Here is a 16,816-nt window from a genome sequence, read left to right on the forward strand (position 1 = left end):
GACGAGGAGATCCGGCCGTACTGCCCGCGTGGGTGGGATCGCCGGGCAGCCGACGAGGAGGGTCCAGTCATGCGGGTGTCATCTCAGGGCGTAACGGTGGTGGGTCTGTTGGCGGATCCGGACGTGCCGACGGAGATCGCCCGGCGCTTGGCCCGGACCCTTCCCGATCGGCTCGCCGACGCGTCGGGTCCGGGTCATCGGTTCGACGTCGAGGTGGTCAGTGAACCGTTCACCGCGGGTACCGAGGACCCGTCCACCTTGATGCACCGGATCATGGATCGCGGCAGTGCGGAGGGCTGGGACATCGTCGTGGCCCTCACCGACCTTCCGCTGCACTCGCACGGGCGCAAGCTCGTCGCGAATCTGAGTCACGAACACGGCTTGGCACTGCTGTCTCTTCCTTCGCTGGGGGGCTTGCGGCTGCGGACGATGGCGGGGCGGGCCGTGGAAGCGGCCGTACTCGGCTTGGCGGGTCCGCGGGCCACCGGGGCCGAAGTACCTCCGGGGATTCAGCCGCTGCGAGAGCCCTTTGCCCGTCGTTTCGCCTCCATCCACCCGGGTCCGGTCGGTGGGAGCGAGACCGCCGACCTTCGGTACGTCGTCAGCGGCCCGCGCGGTTACCTGAGGGTGCTCCTCGGCATGGTCCGCGCCAACCGGCCGTGGCGGTTGGTGACGGGCTTGTCGAAAGCCCTGGCGGCCGCACTCGCCACGGGGGCCATCGCCACCCTGGACTCCAACGTCTGGAGCCTTGCCGCGGCCCTGAGCGTGCCACGCCTCGTGATCGCCATGGTCGGGTCCGTCGGGCTCATGATCGGTTGGCTGATCGTGGACGGGGAGCTGTGGCATCGCACAGCGGAGGGCTCACCGGAGGCGAAGCAGAGGGCGCGGCTCTACAACGCCTCCACGGTCGTGACTGTGGGTATCGGGGTGCTGGTCTGCTATGTGGGTCTGCTCGTCATCAACTTGCTGTGGGCACTGTTCATCCTCAACGGCCGGGTGTTCGCTTCCATGACACAAACCCCGCTGCACGCCGCGGAGTACTGGACGTTGTCCTGGTTCGTCGCTTCGGTCGCCACCGTGGGCGGCGCGCTGGGATCAGGTTTGGAGAGCGACGAGGCGATCCGGGCCGCCGCCTACTCCAAGCGTGAACAGGAACGACGTCAAACGCTCCAGGACGACCAGCCCTCGAAGTGAGCCGATATCGACACGAACTTCCGTTGCTCGGGCGGAGGGTGTCCATCGACGATAGGCGAGGCCCCCTACCGCATCAGGGCGTTCCGCTCGCGTGGGACCAGGTGATGCCCGGTGGGACGACGCGGGCGCATACCGGTTCGCCGCGGCCGTCCGTCAGGCCCAGGTGCGCGGTCAGTACTCCGGACGCGGCGGCGCGAATCAGGACGTCGTCGGGTACGGCGGCGAGCATGAGCTTGGCGCGGCGGAACATCGTGAAGGACCCGGCCGCGTCGACGGTGCCCCACGTCAGGTAGACGAACCGGTCCCCGGGTCGCCCCTGGATGTGCGCGCCGCGCAGGTCGATCCCGCTCGGGGTGTCCGACCTCGGGACCGTGGTGCACGCGAAGGTCCACGAGGCGGAGGCGGCGTCGCCCGGGACCGGGTCGAGCAGGTCGGTCGGGCGGCGGCCCTGCACGGCGACGTGCACGTTCGTGTACTGCGGGCCCTCGGCGGGACCCGTGCCGGTCGGCGGCGGGCACGTGCGGCCGGGGAGGTTGTCGGCGTCGATGCGGATCCACATGCCGCCCATCCTCACCGATCGCGTCGGTCCGCACCGCCGGTGCGGTAGCGGCCCGGGGTGGTGCCGATGATGTGGGTGAAGGCGGTGATGAAGCTACTGGGGTTGGCCCATCCGCACGCGTGAGCGGTTCGGGTGGTGTCGTGGCCGGCGGCGAGGAGTACGAGTGCGTGGTGGATGCGCAGTTGGGTGCGCAACTCGTGGAAGGTCATGCCGAGTTCGTCGCGCAGCAGGCGGCTGAGCGTACGCGAGCCGGCGCCGACCGCACGTCCGAGTTCGGCCAGCGTGGAGTTGTCCGCCGGGGTCTCGGACAGGATCCGCGCGAGGGATCGCAAACGGTCGTCCCGGGGCTCCGGCAGGTGCAGTGGCTGCTCGCGCGTCTCCCGGAGTTCGTCGACGAGCACACGAAGCAGGCGGGAACGGGCACCGCGGCCATACGCCTGCGCCGCGGAGCCGCCGTCCTCGCGCGGCGCGGTCAGCGCGAGCAGGACCTCGCGCGCGATGCCGGACGCCAGGAACACGGCAGGCCGGTCCGGGATGCGCCGGGCCAGGGACGGGGCGAGGAAGACGATGCGCATGTCGGTGTCGCCGTGGGCGCGGTGCCGGTGGGGGCATCCGGCGGGCGTCCAGGCGATCCGGTCGGCCGGGACGATCGAGGTGCCTCGATCGGTGTGCACCGTCAGGACGCCGGTCGCCGCGTACACCAGGTGCCCGCGCGAATGCGACTGCGGCGCGCTCGCTCCGCCGGACGGCCAGAGGTGGCGCCCACCGGACGGCCACACCTCCGACGTCACTTCGGCGCTTCCACGCGGTTGGCGGTGATCGGGCATGATGCGGCAGTTTATCGGTGGTCGGCCAGGGCCCGACGTGGTGATCTGGAGTGGTCCCGAGCCGCAGACGGCGCACCCCAGCAATGCCGCCGCGGTCGAAGAAAGGAAAGCCCATGGCGACATTCGTCCTCGTACCCGGCGGTTGGCACGGCGCGTGGTGTTTCGACCCGGTGACACCGCTCCTGGAGCGTGCCGGGCACACCGTCCACGCCCTCACCCTGACCGGCCTGCGGCCCCACGACGACGCCGCGACGGTGGCGACCACCAACCTCGACACGCACGCCGACGACGTATTGCGCCTCCTCGACCGTGCCCACCTCACCGACGCGACACTGGTCGGCCACAGCTACGGCGGCATGGTGATCTCGGCCGCCGCCGACCGAGCCGACGGCCGGGTCGCGCGCCTCGTCCACCTCGACGCCTACGTCCCGCGCGACGGCGAATCGTGCTGGTCGTCGACGAGCGACGGCTACCGACAGAAGTTTCTGGCCGGCGCCGCGACCAACGGCTACGCCGTACTCCCACCCGCCGGCGGCGACCCCCGCCGCCGCCCCCACCCCCTCGCCTCGTTCACCCAGGCAATCCGCCTCACCGGCGCCGTCGACCGCGTCCCCCACCGCGAGTTCGTGTACTGCTCCGGCTGGGAAGACGGCACCCCCTTCACCCACCTCCGCAGCCGCCTACAAGCCGACCCGGCCTGGCAGGTCCACGACATCCCGACAGTCCACAACGCCATGCGCGAGGCCCCGCAAGCCGTCGCCGAACTCCTGAACAAGCCGTCGGCAACCTGAGGTCGTGCGGGGATGTGGTGCAGCGAGAACGACCGGGGTCGCGTCGCCGGTCCGGGCTCACCCGGTCACGTCACGGCGGCAGCCAAGCCCGTGCGTACCGTCTCCACGAACGTGCGCGCGTCGGCGGATTCCGGGTCGGCGAGGATCGCCTCGATCGCGGAGCCGGACGCGTGCTTCGGGTCGAGCGCGCGCGCATCCGCCGCGACGGCTCGTGCCCACCGCAGCGCCTCCGGGTTGTCCTCTGTCGCCGCGATCATGAACAGACCCACGAGTCCGTACCAGAGGGTCGCCCTGTCCGACGGGGCCGTGGCGTTCGACGAGTCCGCCTCACCCAACAGGGTCAGCGCTTGGAGGTAGACCTCGCGAAGCGCGTACGGCACCCCCCAGCTCCGTACCTGGTCCCGAATCAGCCGAGGTACCGTCAAACCCCGCAAAGGCGCGGCGAACGCCCTCTCCAAGTCGGCGAGTGCCTGCGTCCGCTTGCCCTGCGTCAGACGGACCGAGGCGAGCATCGCGTGTGTCAGCCCGTCGGCCGACGGCGGGCCCGAGGCCAACAACGTTTCGGCATCGACGAACCTGTGGGCCCGTACGAGCAGTGCGGCGCGGTGCATCCGGCCGACGTGGGCGCCCGTAATCGGTGTCAGGACCGCGTCCAAGAGCTGCACCGCGTCCTGACTGGAGCCGGACTCGGTTGCCGCGCGGGCGAGTTCGATGAGCGGACGGCGGGGGCTCTCGGCCGCGAGCCGTGTCGCGTGTACGGCCGCGGCCACCGCCTCCGTGCGGTGCCCAGCGGTGAGCAGCATGCGCCAATGCCAACACCAGAGGTCGAGGTGGTCCGGATGCCGGGCCGCGGCGGCCTGCGCGAGATCCAGGGCATCGGCGGCCCGGTCAAGCTTCACGGCGGCGTCGATGGCGACGAGGTACGTGCGCGGTACGTCGTCGTACCCTTCGGCAAGCAGGCCGGTCGCCAGGGCGTCCGCACCGACGTGGTCCCCGTCCTCGTCGGCGATGGTCATCGCCGCTTCGCGGCCCACGCGGTGCGTCGGGTCGGCCGCCAGGATCGCGGCGACCAGTGCGCGGGCCTGCTCGCCCGCCGCCCTGGGCCACGTGTGTCCCGACACCTTCGCCTCCCCCCACAGGGTCTGGGCCAACCGCGCCTGCTCGGTGAGGAGTTCGCCGTCGTCCCCGGCGGCTCCCGGCACGTTGAGACGGGGGCGCCCGACGGCGAGGCAGGCCAGTGCGTGGACATCGGCCAACTGCTCGCACAGGCCGTTGGTCTCGATGTCTCGGATCACCCCGCGGACGGCCCTCGGTGACGGATCCAGACGCAGGCAGCTCGTCAGCAGGCCGCGCGCCTCCTCGACCCTCCCGAGCCGCACTTTCACCAGTGCCATGTCCGCCAGGTTGTCGGTACTGTGCGGGGCGCGGGCGAGGGCCTCGGCCAACGCGGCCTCCGCGTCCGACCAGCGCTTGCTCGCACGGTATATGCGAGCGCGGACCTGGTACCCCGTACCGCTGTCCGGATCCAGCCGAATGGCCTCGTCGGCGGCCGCGAGCGCTTCGTCCGTGCGGCCCGGAAACAGGGCCAGAATCCTGCCCAGCAACGTCCACGTGTTGGCGGCGTGGGGGGCGAGTTCGACGGCGCGGCGGGCGTGCGCCTCGGCCTCGACCCTGCGTCGCTGATAAAAGCGGATCCACCCGAGGCGCCGATGGCCTTCCCGGTCGTTGGGGTAGCGGGCGACGAGCAGGGCGGCGACCTCGGCGGCCTCGGTCAGACGGTTGTCGAGATCCAACAACCACGCAAGGTACGACAGACCGCCGAAGTGGTCGGGATCGGCCGCGAGGACGCGGCGCAGTACGGCCTCCGCGTCGCCGTACCTGTGGATGTCGATCAGATTTCGCGCCCGCGCGACGTCCTTGCCCAGTACGTCGCCGGCCCCGCCGACCGGCATCAGAGCAGCCTTTTCTCGCGGAGATAGGCAGCCAAATCGTCGTACGCGCCCCCTTCGTTCGCGAACAGCGCGACGGACTTGGCCGCCTCGAACCAGGCGGTGACCGAGGGCTTCAACTCGCCCAGAGCGGCGTCGAAATCGGGCATGCCGATGAGCCGTACCTCGCCGGTGCGGATCGAGTCGACGAGCGCCTTCTCGGCGGCCGACTCGCACAGGTGCGCCAGGTCCGCTCCGGAATAGCCCTCGGTGCGCCCGGCGAGCGACGGCACATCGATCTCGCAGATCGGACGGTCTCGGAGGTGGAAGCGCAGGATCTCCTCACGGGCGGGCGAGTCCGGGGGCAGGACCAGCAGGGTGCGGTCGAAGCGGCCGGGGCGGCGCAGCGCGGGATCGACATCCCACGGGCTGTTGGTGGCGCCGAGTACGAACACGCCCTCGTTTCCGGCGTCGACGGAATCCAACTCCTGGAGGAACTGGTTGACGGTGGTGCGCATGGCGCTGCTGTGCAGTTGGCTCCGGCGCCTGCCCAGGGCGTCGATCTCGTCGAAGAACAGCACGCAGGGGGCGTGGCGGCGCGCGGCCACGAAGATCTCGTGCATGTTCCGCTCGGAGTTGCCGATCCACATTTCCAGTACGTCCGAGATGCCGACCGAGACGAACGACGCGCCCAGTTCGCCGGCCACCGCCCGCGCGATGAACGTCTTGCCGCAACCCGGCGGGCCGTACAGCAGGAGGCCGCCGCGCAGCGACTTGCCGTACATGCGGCGTAGTTCGGGGTTGCGCATGGGGGCGAGGAACGCGCTGTCGAGGCGGTCCTTGACGTGTTGGAGGCCACCCACGTCGGCGAGCGTGACGGTGGGGCGCTCGGTCTCGAACGTGTCGGCGGGGCCGTGCTCGTCATGGTTGGCGACCCGAAAGCGCTCGGGCTGCGGGGTGTCGCCCAGATCGTTCTCGGCGGCCGACCAGTCGAAGGAAGCCGTCCGCGCGTCGGCCGGGGGCGGGGACGGCTCGGGGGCGGCGGGCCGCGTGGCCTCGGTCGGCGCGGAGCCCGCGGCCCGACCAACGGCCACGGCCATCAGATCTCGCGCCGCGACCGAACCCGGATCCAGCTTCAGCGCCTCGGCGATCTCCATGACGGCGTCCACCGCGGCACCCCCGGCGATCAGGGCTTCCGCGAGATGCAGGCGGTATTCGGGCCGATCGGGCGCCGCCGCAACCGCCTGCCGCAGTGCCTCTATCAGCGGACTCCCGGAAGAACCTGCGACCGACATGCAATTCCCTCCGTGGACTCCGCAGGAACCTATCCGCACGGCGAGGCCCGGCACGACGCTCCCGCGCTATCCGGCCGGTCGGCGCGACGAAATCCGCGTTCGACGTACAGGGACCACCTCGGTGACGGCGCGGCGCGCCCTGATACGCGTGCTAGTCCGGCAGTGTGCGGCCGAGTTTGCGCAACAGGTCGGTGAGTGTGGCCTGTTCGTCGGGGGTCAGGCCGGCGAGGAGGTTCGACTCGTTGTGGAGGTGTTCGCCGATCAGGGCGTCGATCAACTCCCGGCCGCGGTCGGTGAGTCGGATCAGGCGGCCTCGGGCGTCGCCCTCGGCGGCGCGGCGGGTGACCAGGCCGGCGCGTTCGAGGCGGTCGACACGTTTGGTCACCGCGCCCGAGGTGACCATCGTCGAACCGCTCAGCTCGCCGGCGTTCAGCTCGAACGGCGCGCCGGAGCGGCGCAGCGTGGCCAGGACGTCGAACTCGCCCCGGCCCATGTCGTATCGGCCGAAGACCCGGAGCAGCCGCTCCTCCAACGCCCAGTGCAGGCGCGAGATCCGGCCGATCACATGCATCGGGCTCGGGTCGAGATCGGGCCGCTCGCGACGCCACTGGCCGACGATGCGATCGAGGGCATCGGCGTCCTCGGGCGAAACGGGGGCGGAGACGGGGGCGGGCTCGGCGGAGTCCTGGGTCATGCTTGACGGTCCTTTCCGTGGAAAGTAATCTGCTTTCCATGGAAAGTATCTAGGCCGTCACGCCTGGACACAAATCGGCGACCCTCCCCTCCCCGCCTTCCTCCCACCCGTGCGGCGCCCTTCTCGGCATGCCCGAAAATCCCGAAACCCCCGAAATCCACACCGGAAAGCAGAAATGTCAACGAACGCACACCCCCACTCGGCCCTGCGGTCGTGGCTGGGCGTCGCGGTCATCACCGCGAGCCTGTTCACCTTCGTCACCACCGAACTCATGCCCGTCGGCCTGCTCACCCCGATCGGCTCCAGTCTGGACATCTCGGTCGGCGTCGCCGGGCTGATGGTCACGCTGTACGGCGTCTCGGCCGGCCTCGGCGTCCCGTTCATCGTGGCCTGGACCCGCCGCGTCAACCGGCGCACGCTGCTCACCGTGCTGCTCGCGGTACTGGCGCTGGGCAACCTGGTCACCGCGATCGCGCCCAACTACCCGCTCGTACTGGCCGCACGGCTCGTCATGGGCTTCGCCAACGGCGTCTTCTGGGCCATCGGCGTGAGCATGGCCATGCGTCTGGTCCCGGAACACCAAGCCAACCGCGCGGCGGCGGTGGCGCTTTCCGGCATCTCGATCGCCACGGTGGTCGGCATCCCGCTGGGCACCTTCCTGGAGGACCTCACGAGTTGGCGGACCACGTTCCTGATCTGGAGCGGCCTGAGCGCGGTCGTCTTCCTCGCCGTCGCGGTCACCGTCCCGTCGTTGCCGTCGCAGAACGCGGTGCCGGCCCGGGAGGTCTTCGGCCTGGCGGTCAAGAACGTTCCGCTGCGGCTGGTGATGATCACCGTTGTGCTGTACGTCCTCGGGCACTTCGGGGCGTACACCTTCGTCCGGCCGTTCCTGGAGGAGAAGTCGTCGGCCACGCCGGGCTTCGTCACCGCGCTGCTGATCGTGTACGGAATCGGCGGCGCGGCAGGCAACTTCGCCGCCGGGTACACCGTCGGCAAACGCCTGCACGGCACCTTCGTCGTCGCCCTCGCCGGAATCGTGGTGGCCCTCGTACTCCTGCTGACCATCGGCCGGTCGCGCACCGGCGCGATCATCGCCCTGGCCCTGTGGGGCGTCTGCTTCGGCGCGGTGAACCTGTGCCAGATCAACCTGACGCTGGCCGCCGCGCCGGACACCTTCGAGGCGGCCATGTCCATCAACACCCTCGGCTACAACACGTCCATCGCCCTCGGCGCGCTGTTCGGCGGCCTGCTCACCGACCATGTGGGCGTCGCCGGCGCCGTCGGGTTCGGCGTAGCCCTGACCACGGCCGCACTGGCCCTCACCCTCACCACCCGCCGCGCCGCCGAGCGGACCCCGTCCGACACCGATGGCGATACCAATACCGATACCGCGACGACCGATGCGGAACCACAGGCCCTGCCTGCCCGGTAGACCGGCCACACTGTTCGTACCTCTGGTACCGACCTCGCGGGCCGACGGCGGCGGCTCTCACCGGCCGGCTCGAACGTGGCTTCCGTGAGGGTGGGTTCCTCTCGTACGTTGGACGGGTCGCGCCGGGGCAGGGAACGTCGTATGCGCATGTCCCGGTGCCACAGCCGGACTTCGGCCCGGACATGCGCACCGGGTCGAGGGGGAACCGTGAATCGCACCGAGTGGATCGGCTTCGTTCGGCTGGCCCGGTTACGGTTCCTGCTCTACAACATGCTGCCCGTCGCGCTCGGTGGGGCGGTGGCGGTGCACGAGGGGCACCGGATCGACCTCGGCTGGTACGCACTGGCCCAAGGCTTCGCGTGGGTCACCCACCTGATGACGCACTATTGCAACGAATACTTCGATCTCGACGCCGACCGCGCCAACCGCTACCACACACCCTGGACCGGCGGCAGCCGTGCCCTGGTCGACGGCCTGGTCCGGCCGATCGTGTCGCTGTCCACCGCCTTCGTACTGCTCGCCGGCGCCGTGTTCGTCGCCGTCGCGATGCCCACGCTGCCCACCCGTCTGACGGCCGCCGCCGGCATCACGCTCGCGTGGTTCTACACCGCGCCGCCGCTGCGGCTGAACTATCGCGGACTGGGCGAACTGACCGTGGCCGTCGGCCTCAACGGGATCTGGCCGATCGTGGCGGTCTCGCTGCTCGCGGGCGGCGTCCCCGGGCTGATCCTGCTGATCCTGGCCCCGACCGCGCTGTTGCAGGCGGCGCGGATGATGGTGATGAACCTCGCCGACATCGAGTCCGACGCCCGGGTCGGCAAACGCACCCTGCCGGTCCTGCTCGGACCGCGCCGAGTCATCGTGATCTTCACGCTGTGTCAGATCACGGCCTATGCGGCGCTCGTCGTGTTCGCGCTTGCGGGATGGGTGCCCTGGCCGGTTTGCGCGGCGATGGCGGGCACGGCGCCGCTGTCCGTGTGGCTGGTGGGCCGACTGCGGTCCGGTGCGCTCGCCGACCACGACCCGCGCCGGATGACGCCCGTGGTGTTCTGGGCCTCCAACCACGTTGCCCTGATCGTGTGCGCGGCGCTGGTCGGCGTCCTAGCCGAGACCGCCACGGATCCGCAGGTCAACGACGGTATGGCTGGCTCGCTGAGCTTCCTGACCGCGATCCTGGCCGGCTTCCTCGTGCTGTTCGGCGTACGCCTGGTCATGGCGCTGCGCCGGTTGCACAGCGCGGACGAAACCGCCCCGATCCCGTGTCCCGCCGAGAAGGCCTCGACCTGAACCCGGTCGGGGTGGGTACGGGCCAAGATCGTAATCTGGGCGTATGTCCGACGAGCTTTCCCCGTCGCCCGAATCCGAGGCGGTGCGGGATTCCCCGCTGATTCGAAGCCTGCGTTCGGCCGTCGACGCGGCGCCCCGAGATCTGCCGCTGCGCCTGCATCTGGCCCAACTGCTGCTCGACGCCGGGCAGTTGGACGCCGCCGTCGGCGAGGCGGCGGTCGCGCTCAGCCAGGCTCCGGCGGACCCGGAGGCACGGGCGCTGATGGCGCGGGCGATGGGCGGCGCGGCGCCGGCGGCTGCGGAGGCACCGGCCACCGCGGAGGCCCCTGCCGCATCCCCCGCCGCTCCCCCGCAGCCGCCCCGCCCGGCCGGTTTCGACTGGGCCGCCGCCGAGGAGGAGGTCGAGGGCGTCGTCCCGCCGCGCTTCGTCGCGCCGAAGGGCCCGGACGCCCCGGGCACCCCCCTCGCCCCCGACGCCCCCCTCGCCGCCGACGGCACCGGCGACCCCGGCGGCGCGAGCGCGTGGGACGTCGAGGCCCCCGAGGGATTGCGGCTCGCCGACGTCGGCGGCATGCAGGAGGTCAAGGACCGCCTGGAGGCCGCGTTCCTGGCCCCGATGCGCAACCCCGAACTGCGCCGGCTCTACGGCAAGAGCCTGCGCGGCGGCCTGCTCCTGTACGGGCCGCCCGGCTGCGGGAAGACGTTCATCGCCCGCGCCGTCGCCGGCGAACTGGGCGCCAACTTCATCTCGGTGTCGATCAGCGACGTCCTGGACATGTGGATCGGCAACTCCGAGCGCAACATGCACGAGGTGTTCGCCACCGCCCGCCGCAAGGCGCCGTGCGTGGTCTTCCTCGACGAGTTGGACGCGCTCGGCGCCAAGCGCAGCCGTACCCAACACGGCGGCCTGCGCAACACCGTCAACCAACTGCTCACCGAACTGGACGGCGTCGGCGACGTCAACGAGGGCGTGTTCGTGCTTGCCGCGACCAATGTGCCCTGGGACGTCGACCTCGCGCTGCGCCGCCCCGGCCGGCTCGACCGTACGCTGCTCGTCCTGCCGCCCGACCGCCCGGCGCGCGAGGCGATCCTGCGCTACCACCTGAGCCAACGCCCGATCGCCTCGGTCGACCTGGGCAAGCTGGTCAAGATCACCGACGGCTTCTCCGGCGCCGACCTCGCGCACGTCTGCGAGAGCGCCGCCGAGTCCGCGCTGCTCGACTCCGCGCGAACCGGCTCGGTCCGGATGATCGGCATGGCCGACCTGCTGGCGGCGGCGAAGGCGATCCGGCCGTCCACCGACGCCTGGTTCGCCACCGCGCGCAACGTCGCGATGTTCGCCAACGACGGCGGCACCTACGACGACCTGCTCACCTACCTGCGAAGGAACGGCAAGCTGTGACCGAGCACCCGCTCGTCGAACAGGCCAGGGCGCTGCTGACGCTCGACCGGGACGAGGAGGCGGGCGAACTGCTCGCCCGGCGGTTGGCCGAGGATCCGGACGATGTCCGTGCGTGGGTGCAACTGGCCTACGTACACCAGGGTTTGGGGCGGGACGAGGAGGTACTGACCGCCACCGCCGCGGCGTTGGCCCTCGCGCCGGACGACTACGAGGCGCTGATCGTGCGGGCGTACGCGCTGCGCCGGTCGAAGCGGCGTGAGGAGGCGGAGGCCGCCGCCCGGACCGCGATCGGGCTCGCCCCCGAGTGGTGGAACGGGTACGCGGCGCTGTCCGAGGTGTTGACCGCGTGGCAGGAGCGCTGGCCGGAGGCGTTCGACGCGGCCTCGATGGCGGTGCGGTTCGGCCCGGAGGCGGTCAACGCCCACCGCGCGTTGTGGAAGGCGTCCCTGCTGGTCGGCCGCAGCGACGTACGGGCCCGGGCCGTGCGCGAAGTGTTGCGCCTGGACCCGCAGAACGCCTGGGCGTTGGCCGAACTCGCCGACCAGGCCGAGTACGACGCCGCCCGCGCACCCCTGATCGGCGCCGGCGCCAAGCTCACCGCCTCCGCCGACGCCGCCGCCACGGCGCTGGTCGCCGACCCGACCTCGGAGCGCTTCCGCAAGCAGGTCGACGCGGCCGTGTTCCGCATGTTGCGCGGGACCCGCTGGATCGCCCTGGTCTGCCTGGTCCTGGCCGCGCTCGCGGCCCGGATCTTCCCCACCGGCGACGACGCCACGTCGTTGCCCGCCCCGCTCGGCACCCGCGTCTGGGCGCTGACCCTGATGGCCCTGGCCTGGGCCTTCGGCGCCTGGCGCCGCTACCGCCGGTTGCGCACGGGCGTACGGCTCAGCATGTGGTCGCTGGTGCGTCGGGTCGGCTGGGCCCGCCTGGTGGTGGGGCAATCCGCGTGGATCACCACCACCGCCGTGGTGGTCGTGCTGACCCCGTGGTCCGACCGACTGGTCCCGCAGATCCTGTTCTGGGTGGCCCTGGTGCCCACCCTTCTCACGATCCGCCTGGAACGCGCCGCCGCGCGCTGACCGCGACCCCGGCTGGCCCCCGCTCAGCGCCCCACCGCGTAGCCCTGTACGCCGCGTGAATCCGCCGCCGCCGACAGCACGCCCGTGTGGGGATCCCGCGCGACCGCGCACAGGCGGCCCTGGGACCACGGTTCGTCGACCGTGACCAGGTGGCCCCGCTCGCGCAGCGCGGCGACGGCCTTGTCGCCGAGGCGGGATTCGACCGTGAGGCTGCCGGGGCTCATCGTGCGGGGGTGGAACGAGCCGGGGAAGCTCGCGGTGTGCCAGTTGGGGGCGTCGATCGCGGCCTGGAGGTCGAGGCCGCCCAGCGCCACGGCGAGGAAGAAGTGCAGGGACCACTGGTCCTGCTGGTCGCCGCCCGGCGTGCCGAAGGCCAGCACGGGTATGCCCTCGCGCACGGCGATCGACGGGGACAGGGTGGTCCGGGGGCGACGGCCCGGGGTGAGCGAGTTGGGCAGGCCGGGCTCCAGCCAGGCCATCTGGAGCCGGGTGCCGAGCGGGAAGCCGAGTCCGGGGATCGCCGGGCTGGACTGGAGCCAGCCGCCGCTGGGCGTCGCGGAGACCAGGTTGCCCCAGCGGTCGGCGACGTCGAGGTGGCAGGTGTCGCCCCGGGTGGCCCCGTCGGCGCGGACGGTCGGCTCGCCGGTGCCGGGCGGCCGGGTCGACGCGCCCGGCCCTTCGCCCTGTGCCACCGGCAGGCCGGGCAGGCGCGGGACCCGGCCGCCGGGGCCGCCGGGGCGCAGCTCGTGGGAGGCCCGTGCGTCGATCAGCATGCGCCGGCCGGCGTTGTATCCGCCCGCCAGCAGGTCGTCGAGCGGCACCGGCGCGGCGTCGCCGTACCAGGCCTCCCGGTCGGCCATGGCGAGCTTGGTGCCCTCGACCAGGGTGTGCACGTACTCGGGGTCGTCGTAGTCGAACCCGTCGGGCAGCAGCGCGAGTTGCTGGAGGAAGACCGGGCCCTGGCTCCACGCGCCGGGCTTGTACACGGTCCAGCCCCGCCAGTCGTGGCCGGCCGGCTCCTCGTAGTGGGCCGCATATCGCACGAGGTCGTCACCCACGAGGGTGGAGGCGTGGCGCCGTCCCGAGGTATCCATCGCGGGCTTCGCGGCGAAGTCGGCGACGGCCTCGCCGATGAAGCCCTCGCGCCAGATGCGCCGGGCCGCCTCGATCTCCGCCTCGCGCGTGCCGCCCGCGCATTCACGCAGCAGCGTGCGCCAGGTGCGGGCCAGGGCGGGGTTGCGGAAGAGTGCCCCGGTCTGCGGCGCGGGCAGGTACACCTCGGCCGAGCTGGTCCACTCGGTCTCGAACCGCTCGCGCATCCGCGCCACGGTCGCGGCGAGCGGCGGCGAGACGGGGTGTCCGGACTCGGCGTAGCCGATCGCGTACGTCAGCACCTCGGCGAGCGGCTTCGTCCCGTGGTCGCGCAGCAGCGTCAGCCACGCGTCGAAGGAGCCCGGCACGGCGGCGGCCAGCGGCCCGGTCCCGGGCACGAGGTCGAGGCCGAGGGAGCGGTAGTGCCCGATCGTGGCCCCCTGCGGCGCGGGCCCCTGGCCGCACAACACCCGGACCGCGCCGCCCACCGGGGCGAGGATGATCGGCACCTCTCCGGCCGGCCCGTTCAGGTGGGGCTGTACGACCTGGAGCACGAACCCGGCCGCCACCGCCGCGTCGAACGCGTTGCCGCCGTCCTCCAGTACCGCCATCGCCGACTGCGAGGCGAGCCAGTGGGTGGTCGACACGACGCCGAAGGTCCCCCGTACGGTCGGCCGGCTCGTCCAGTCGCTCATCGCGCCTCCTCCGCGCCGGGCGTCCCGGCCCCGCCCTGGGGCACCGCCGAGCACGATCCGGCCAGTCTCGCGGGGTCGCGCGGCTACCGAAAGTGATTCGGCGGGGTCGTGCACGCTTCGGCAAAACGGGGACACACGCTTCGGTGGACGGGAACCCACGCGTCGGCAGACGGGGGCCACGCGTCGGCAGACGGGGACCCACGTGTCGGCAGACGGAATCAGGCGGGGACCAAGACGGGATCAACCGAGAGCGATTCACCAACTGTTGCCGAGCTGCTTGGCAGATGTTGCCGATTCCGCAGGATCGCCCGGCGAGTTGAATCGCTGTCAGCAGCCGGGCGAACAGCCCTCCACGAATGTGATCGAATCACCTCCCCTCCGATTGGAGCGCGCTGATGACGCCTGCCGCAGCGGCGGGACCCCGCCGACGGATCCGAATCGGCATCGACACCGGCGGTACCTTCACCGACGTGGTCGCGCTGGACGAGGAGTCCGGCGAGCTGGTCACCACCAAGACGCCGTCCACGCCGAGCGACCCCGCCGACGGCTTCATGAACGGCATCGACAAGGTGCTGGGCCTGCTCGGATGCACCGGGGCCGACGTCACCGCCGTCGCGCACGGCACCACGGTGGCCACCAACCAGCTCCTGGAAGACAAGATCGACCGCCTCGGGTTCATCACCACCGAGGGCTACGAGTACATCCTGGAGATCGCCCGCCAGGCGGTCCCGGACGGCTACGGCAACTCCTACTTCTGGGTCAAGCCGGACCGGATCGTCCCGGTCGACCTGGTGCACACCGTGGGCGGCCGGTTCGACCACAAGGGCAACGAGGTCCGCCCGTTCGACGAGGAGGGCGCCCGCGCCGCCGCCCGTCGACTGCGCGAGCAGGGCATCCTCACCATCGGCGTCTGCTTCCTGCACTCCTACGCCAACTCGGCGCACGAGGAACGCATGCGCGAGATCCTGCGCGAGGAGCACCCCGAGGCGATCGTGTCGATCAGCTCCGAGGTGCTGCGCGAGTACCGCGAGTACGAGCGCTCGATGACCACGCTCGTCGACGCCGCGGTCAAGCCGCGCGTGGCCCGCTACGTCGGCGGCATCCGGCAGCGCCTGGACGCGTTCACCACCGCGGGCGAGGCCCCCCGCCGCGTGCCGTTCGCGATCATGAAGTCCAACGGCGGCGTGCTCTCCGCCGAGGAGGTCGTGCACCAGCCGATCACCACCGTGCTCTCCGGCCCGGCCGCCGGCGCCCTGGGCGCCGCGCTGATCGCCGAGAAGGCCGGCTTCGACAAGGTCCTGACCTGCGACGGCGGCGGCACCTCCACCGACGTGTCGGTGGTGCTCGGCGGCGAGCCGACGCTGACCACCGAAGGCACGGTCGGGCGCTTCCCGTCCAAGATCCCGATGATCGACGTGGTCACCGTCGGCGCCGGCGGCGGCTCGATCGCCTGGATCTCCCCCGAGGGCACGCTCAAGGTCGGCCCCCGCTCGGCCGGCGCCGACCCGGGCCCGCTGTGCTACGGCAAGGGCGGCACCGAGCCGACCATCACCGACGCGCACGTCCTGCTCGGCCGCATCCCCCCGCACCTGCTCGGCGGCGAGATCCCGCTGGACGTGGACGCCGCCCGTGAGGGCCTGACCAAGATGGCCGCCGAACTCGGCATGGGCATCGAGCAGCTGGCCAACGGCATCCTGGAGATCTCGGCCTGGAACCAGGCCAACGCGCTGCGCCAGATCACCGTCAAGCGCGGCCTGGACGTCCGCGACTTCACGATGGCCACCTTCGGCGGCTCCGGCTCGCTGCTGCTGTGCCGCCTCATCGACATCCTCGGCCTCGCCGGCGTCATCGTGCCGCGCGACCCGGGCAACGTCTCCGCGTTCGGCCTGCTCACCGTCGACGTGCGCTGCGACTACGTGCAGACCGCGGTCGGCAGCCACCCCGAGCTCGATCACCCCAAGGTGGCGGGCATCTTCGACGAGTTGGCGGGCAAGGCGGGCGACGCCCTCGACAAGGAGGGCTTCGCGGCCGAGGACCACCGCTACGTGCGCACCGCGGACCTGCGCTACTTCGGCCAGGCGTTCGAGGTCCGGGTGCCGGTGCCGGACGGCCCGTTCACCGCCGAACTCGCCGACACCGTCGCCGAGTCCTTCCACGCCGCGCACGAGCAGCTCTACGGGTACAACTTCCGCGGCGACGCGAGCCAGCCGGTGGAGTGGGTCAACCTGCGCGTCACCGGCGTCGGCCCGATCCGCCGCCCCGAGCTGCGCGAACTCCCGGGCCGCGAGGGCGATGTCGAGCGCGCCCGCACCGGCACCCGCGCGGTCTGCTTCGTCGATCGCGACGGCTACGTGGACACCGCCGTGTACGCGCGGCCCGAACTCGCCCCGGGCGACCTGGTCGTCGGCCCGGCGATCATCGAGGAGTTCGGCTCCACCATCCCGATCCACCCGGGCTTCGCCGCCCGCGTGGACGCCTACGGCAACGTCGTGGTCACCCGCGACACCGACACCACCTCGACCGCTTCGAAGGGAGCCTGAA

Annotated in this window: 13 protein-coding genes; 7 read left to right on the top strand and 6 right to left on the bottom strand. The window is 71.7% G+C overall.

Annotated features, from left to right (window positions below; translation table 11 throughout):
• The first annotated feature begins 69 nt into the window (after window positions 1-69).
• Window positions 70-1,194, top strand: coding sequence for a hypothetical protein (locus ACMXN5_RS37665; protein WP_439681359.1), 1,125 nt, complete (start codon window positions 70-72; stop codon window positions 1,192-1,194).
• Between the two features lie 73 nt (window positions 1,195-1,267).
• Here the strand turns inward: ACMXN5_RS37665 and ACMXN5_RS37670 are convergent, their stop codons facing one another.
• Both ACMXN5_RS37670 and ACMXN5_RS37675 read right to left on the bottom strand, forming a co-directional pair.
• Window positions 1,268-1,753 (bottom strand): DUF5990 family protein, encoded by a 486-nt coding sequence (locus ACMXN5_RS37670; RefSeq protein WP_439679408.1) that lies wholly within the window; start codon window positions 1,751-1,753, stop codon window positions 1,268-1,270.
• Window positions 1,754-1,764: 11 nt separating this feature from the next.
• Complete coding sequence (locus ACMXN5_RS37675) at window positions 1,765-2,580, bottom strand: AraC family transcriptional regulator (RefSeq protein ID WP_439679409.1); 816 nt, start codon at window positions 2,578-2,580, stop codon at window positions 1,765-1,767.
• 113 nt (window positions 2,581-2,693) lie between these two features.
• Between ACMXN5_RS37675 and ACMXN5_RS37680 the strand changes: the two genes are divergently transcribed.
• A complete protein-coding gene (locus ACMXN5_RS37680) occupies window positions 2,694-3,371 on the top strand; it encodes an alpha/beta fold hydrolase (RefSeq protein WP_439679411.1) in 678 nt (225 codons plus the stop codon).
• A 65-nt stretch (window positions 3,372-3,436) separates the two neighbouring features.
• On the opposite strand, the gene ACMXN5_RS37685 is transcribed toward ACMXN5_RS37680, so the two are convergent.
• From ACMXN5_RS37685 to ACMXN5_RS37695, 3 genes are all read right to left on the bottom strand, one after another.
• Window positions 3,437-5,323 carry a tetratricopeptide repeat protein gene (locus ACMXN5_RS37685; RefSeq protein WP_439679412.1) on the bottom strand — a complete coding sequence of 629 codons (1,887 nt, stop codon included), beginning with the start codon at window positions 5,321-5,323 and terminating at the stop codon, window positions 3,437-3,439.
• Window positions 5,323-6,594, bottom strand: coding sequence for an AAA family ATPase (locus tag ACMXN5_RS37690; protein ID WP_439679413.1), 1,272 nt, complete (start codon window positions 6,592-6,594; stop codon window positions 5,323-5,325). Before ACMXN5_RS37690 ends, ACMXN5_RS37685 begins: the two co-directional genes overlap by 1 nt.
• 151 nt (window positions 6,595-6,745) lie before the next feature.
• Entirely contained in the window at window positions 6,746-7,288 is a 543-nt protein-coding gene (locus ACMXN5_RS37695; RefSeq protein ID WP_439679414.1) for a MarR family winged helix-turn-helix transcriptional regulator, read from the bottom strand.
• Window positions 7,289-7,463: 175 nt separating this feature from the next.
• On the opposite strand from ACMXN5_RS37695, the gene ACMXN5_RS37700 reads away from it, so the two are divergent.
• The 4 genes from ACMXN5_RS37700 to ACMXN5_RS37715 all read left to right on the top strand — a co-directional run bounded on the left by ACMXN5_RS37700 (window position 7,464) and on the right by ACMXN5_RS37715 (window position 12,488).
• Window positions 7,464-8,720, top strand: a complete 1,257-nt coding sequence (locus ACMXN5_RS37700; RefSeq protein ID WP_439679415.1) for an MFS transporter — start codon at window positions 7,464-7,466, stop codon at window positions 8,718-8,720.
• A 207-nt stretch (window positions 8,721-8,927) separates the two neighbouring features.
• Window positions 8,928-10,007: a prenyltransferase gene (locus ACMXN5_RS37705; RefSeq protein WP_439679416.1), complete on the top strand. Its 1,080-nt coding sequence runs from the start codon at window positions 8,928-8,930 to the stop codon at window positions 10,005-10,007.
• A gap of 43 nt (window positions 10,008-10,050) precedes the next feature.
• A complete protein-coding gene (locus ACMXN5_RS37710) occupies window positions 10,051-11,409 on the top strand; it encodes an ATP-binding protein (protein WP_439679417.1) in 1,359 nt (452 codons plus the stop codon).
• Entirely contained in the window at window positions 11,406-12,488 is a 1,083-nt protein-coding gene (locus ACMXN5_RS37715) for a tetratricopeptide repeat protein (RefSeq protein ID WP_439679418.1), read from the top strand. The genes ACMXN5_RS37710 and ACMXN5_RS37715 overlap by 4 nt, the downstream gene beginning before the upstream one ends.
• Before the next feature lie 23 nt (window positions 12,489-12,511).
• Here the strand turns inward: ACMXN5_RS37715 and ACMXN5_RS37720 are convergent, their stop codons facing one another.
• Window positions 12,512-14,275 (bottom strand): gamma-glutamyltransferase family protein, encoded by a 1,764-nt coding sequence (locus tag ACMXN5_RS37720; protein WP_439679419.1) that lies wholly within the window; start codon window positions 14,273-14,275, stop codon window positions 12,512-12,514.
• A 395-nt stretch (window positions 14,276-14,670) separates the two neighbouring features.
• Here ACMXN5_RS37720 and ACMXN5_RS37725 point away from each other — a divergent pair, with 395 nt between their 5' ends.
• A complete protein-coding gene (locus ACMXN5_RS37725) occupies window positions 14,671-16,815 on the top strand; it encodes a hydantoinase/oxoprolinase family protein (RefSeq protein ID WP_439679420.1) in 2,145 nt (714 codons plus the stop codon).
• Window position 16,816: the final 1 nt, after the last annotated feature.

This window comes from Embleya australiensis (assembly GCF_051903075.1).
Classification (GTDB): Bacteria; Actinomycetota; Actinomycetes; order Streptomycetales; family Streptomycetaceae; genus Embleya.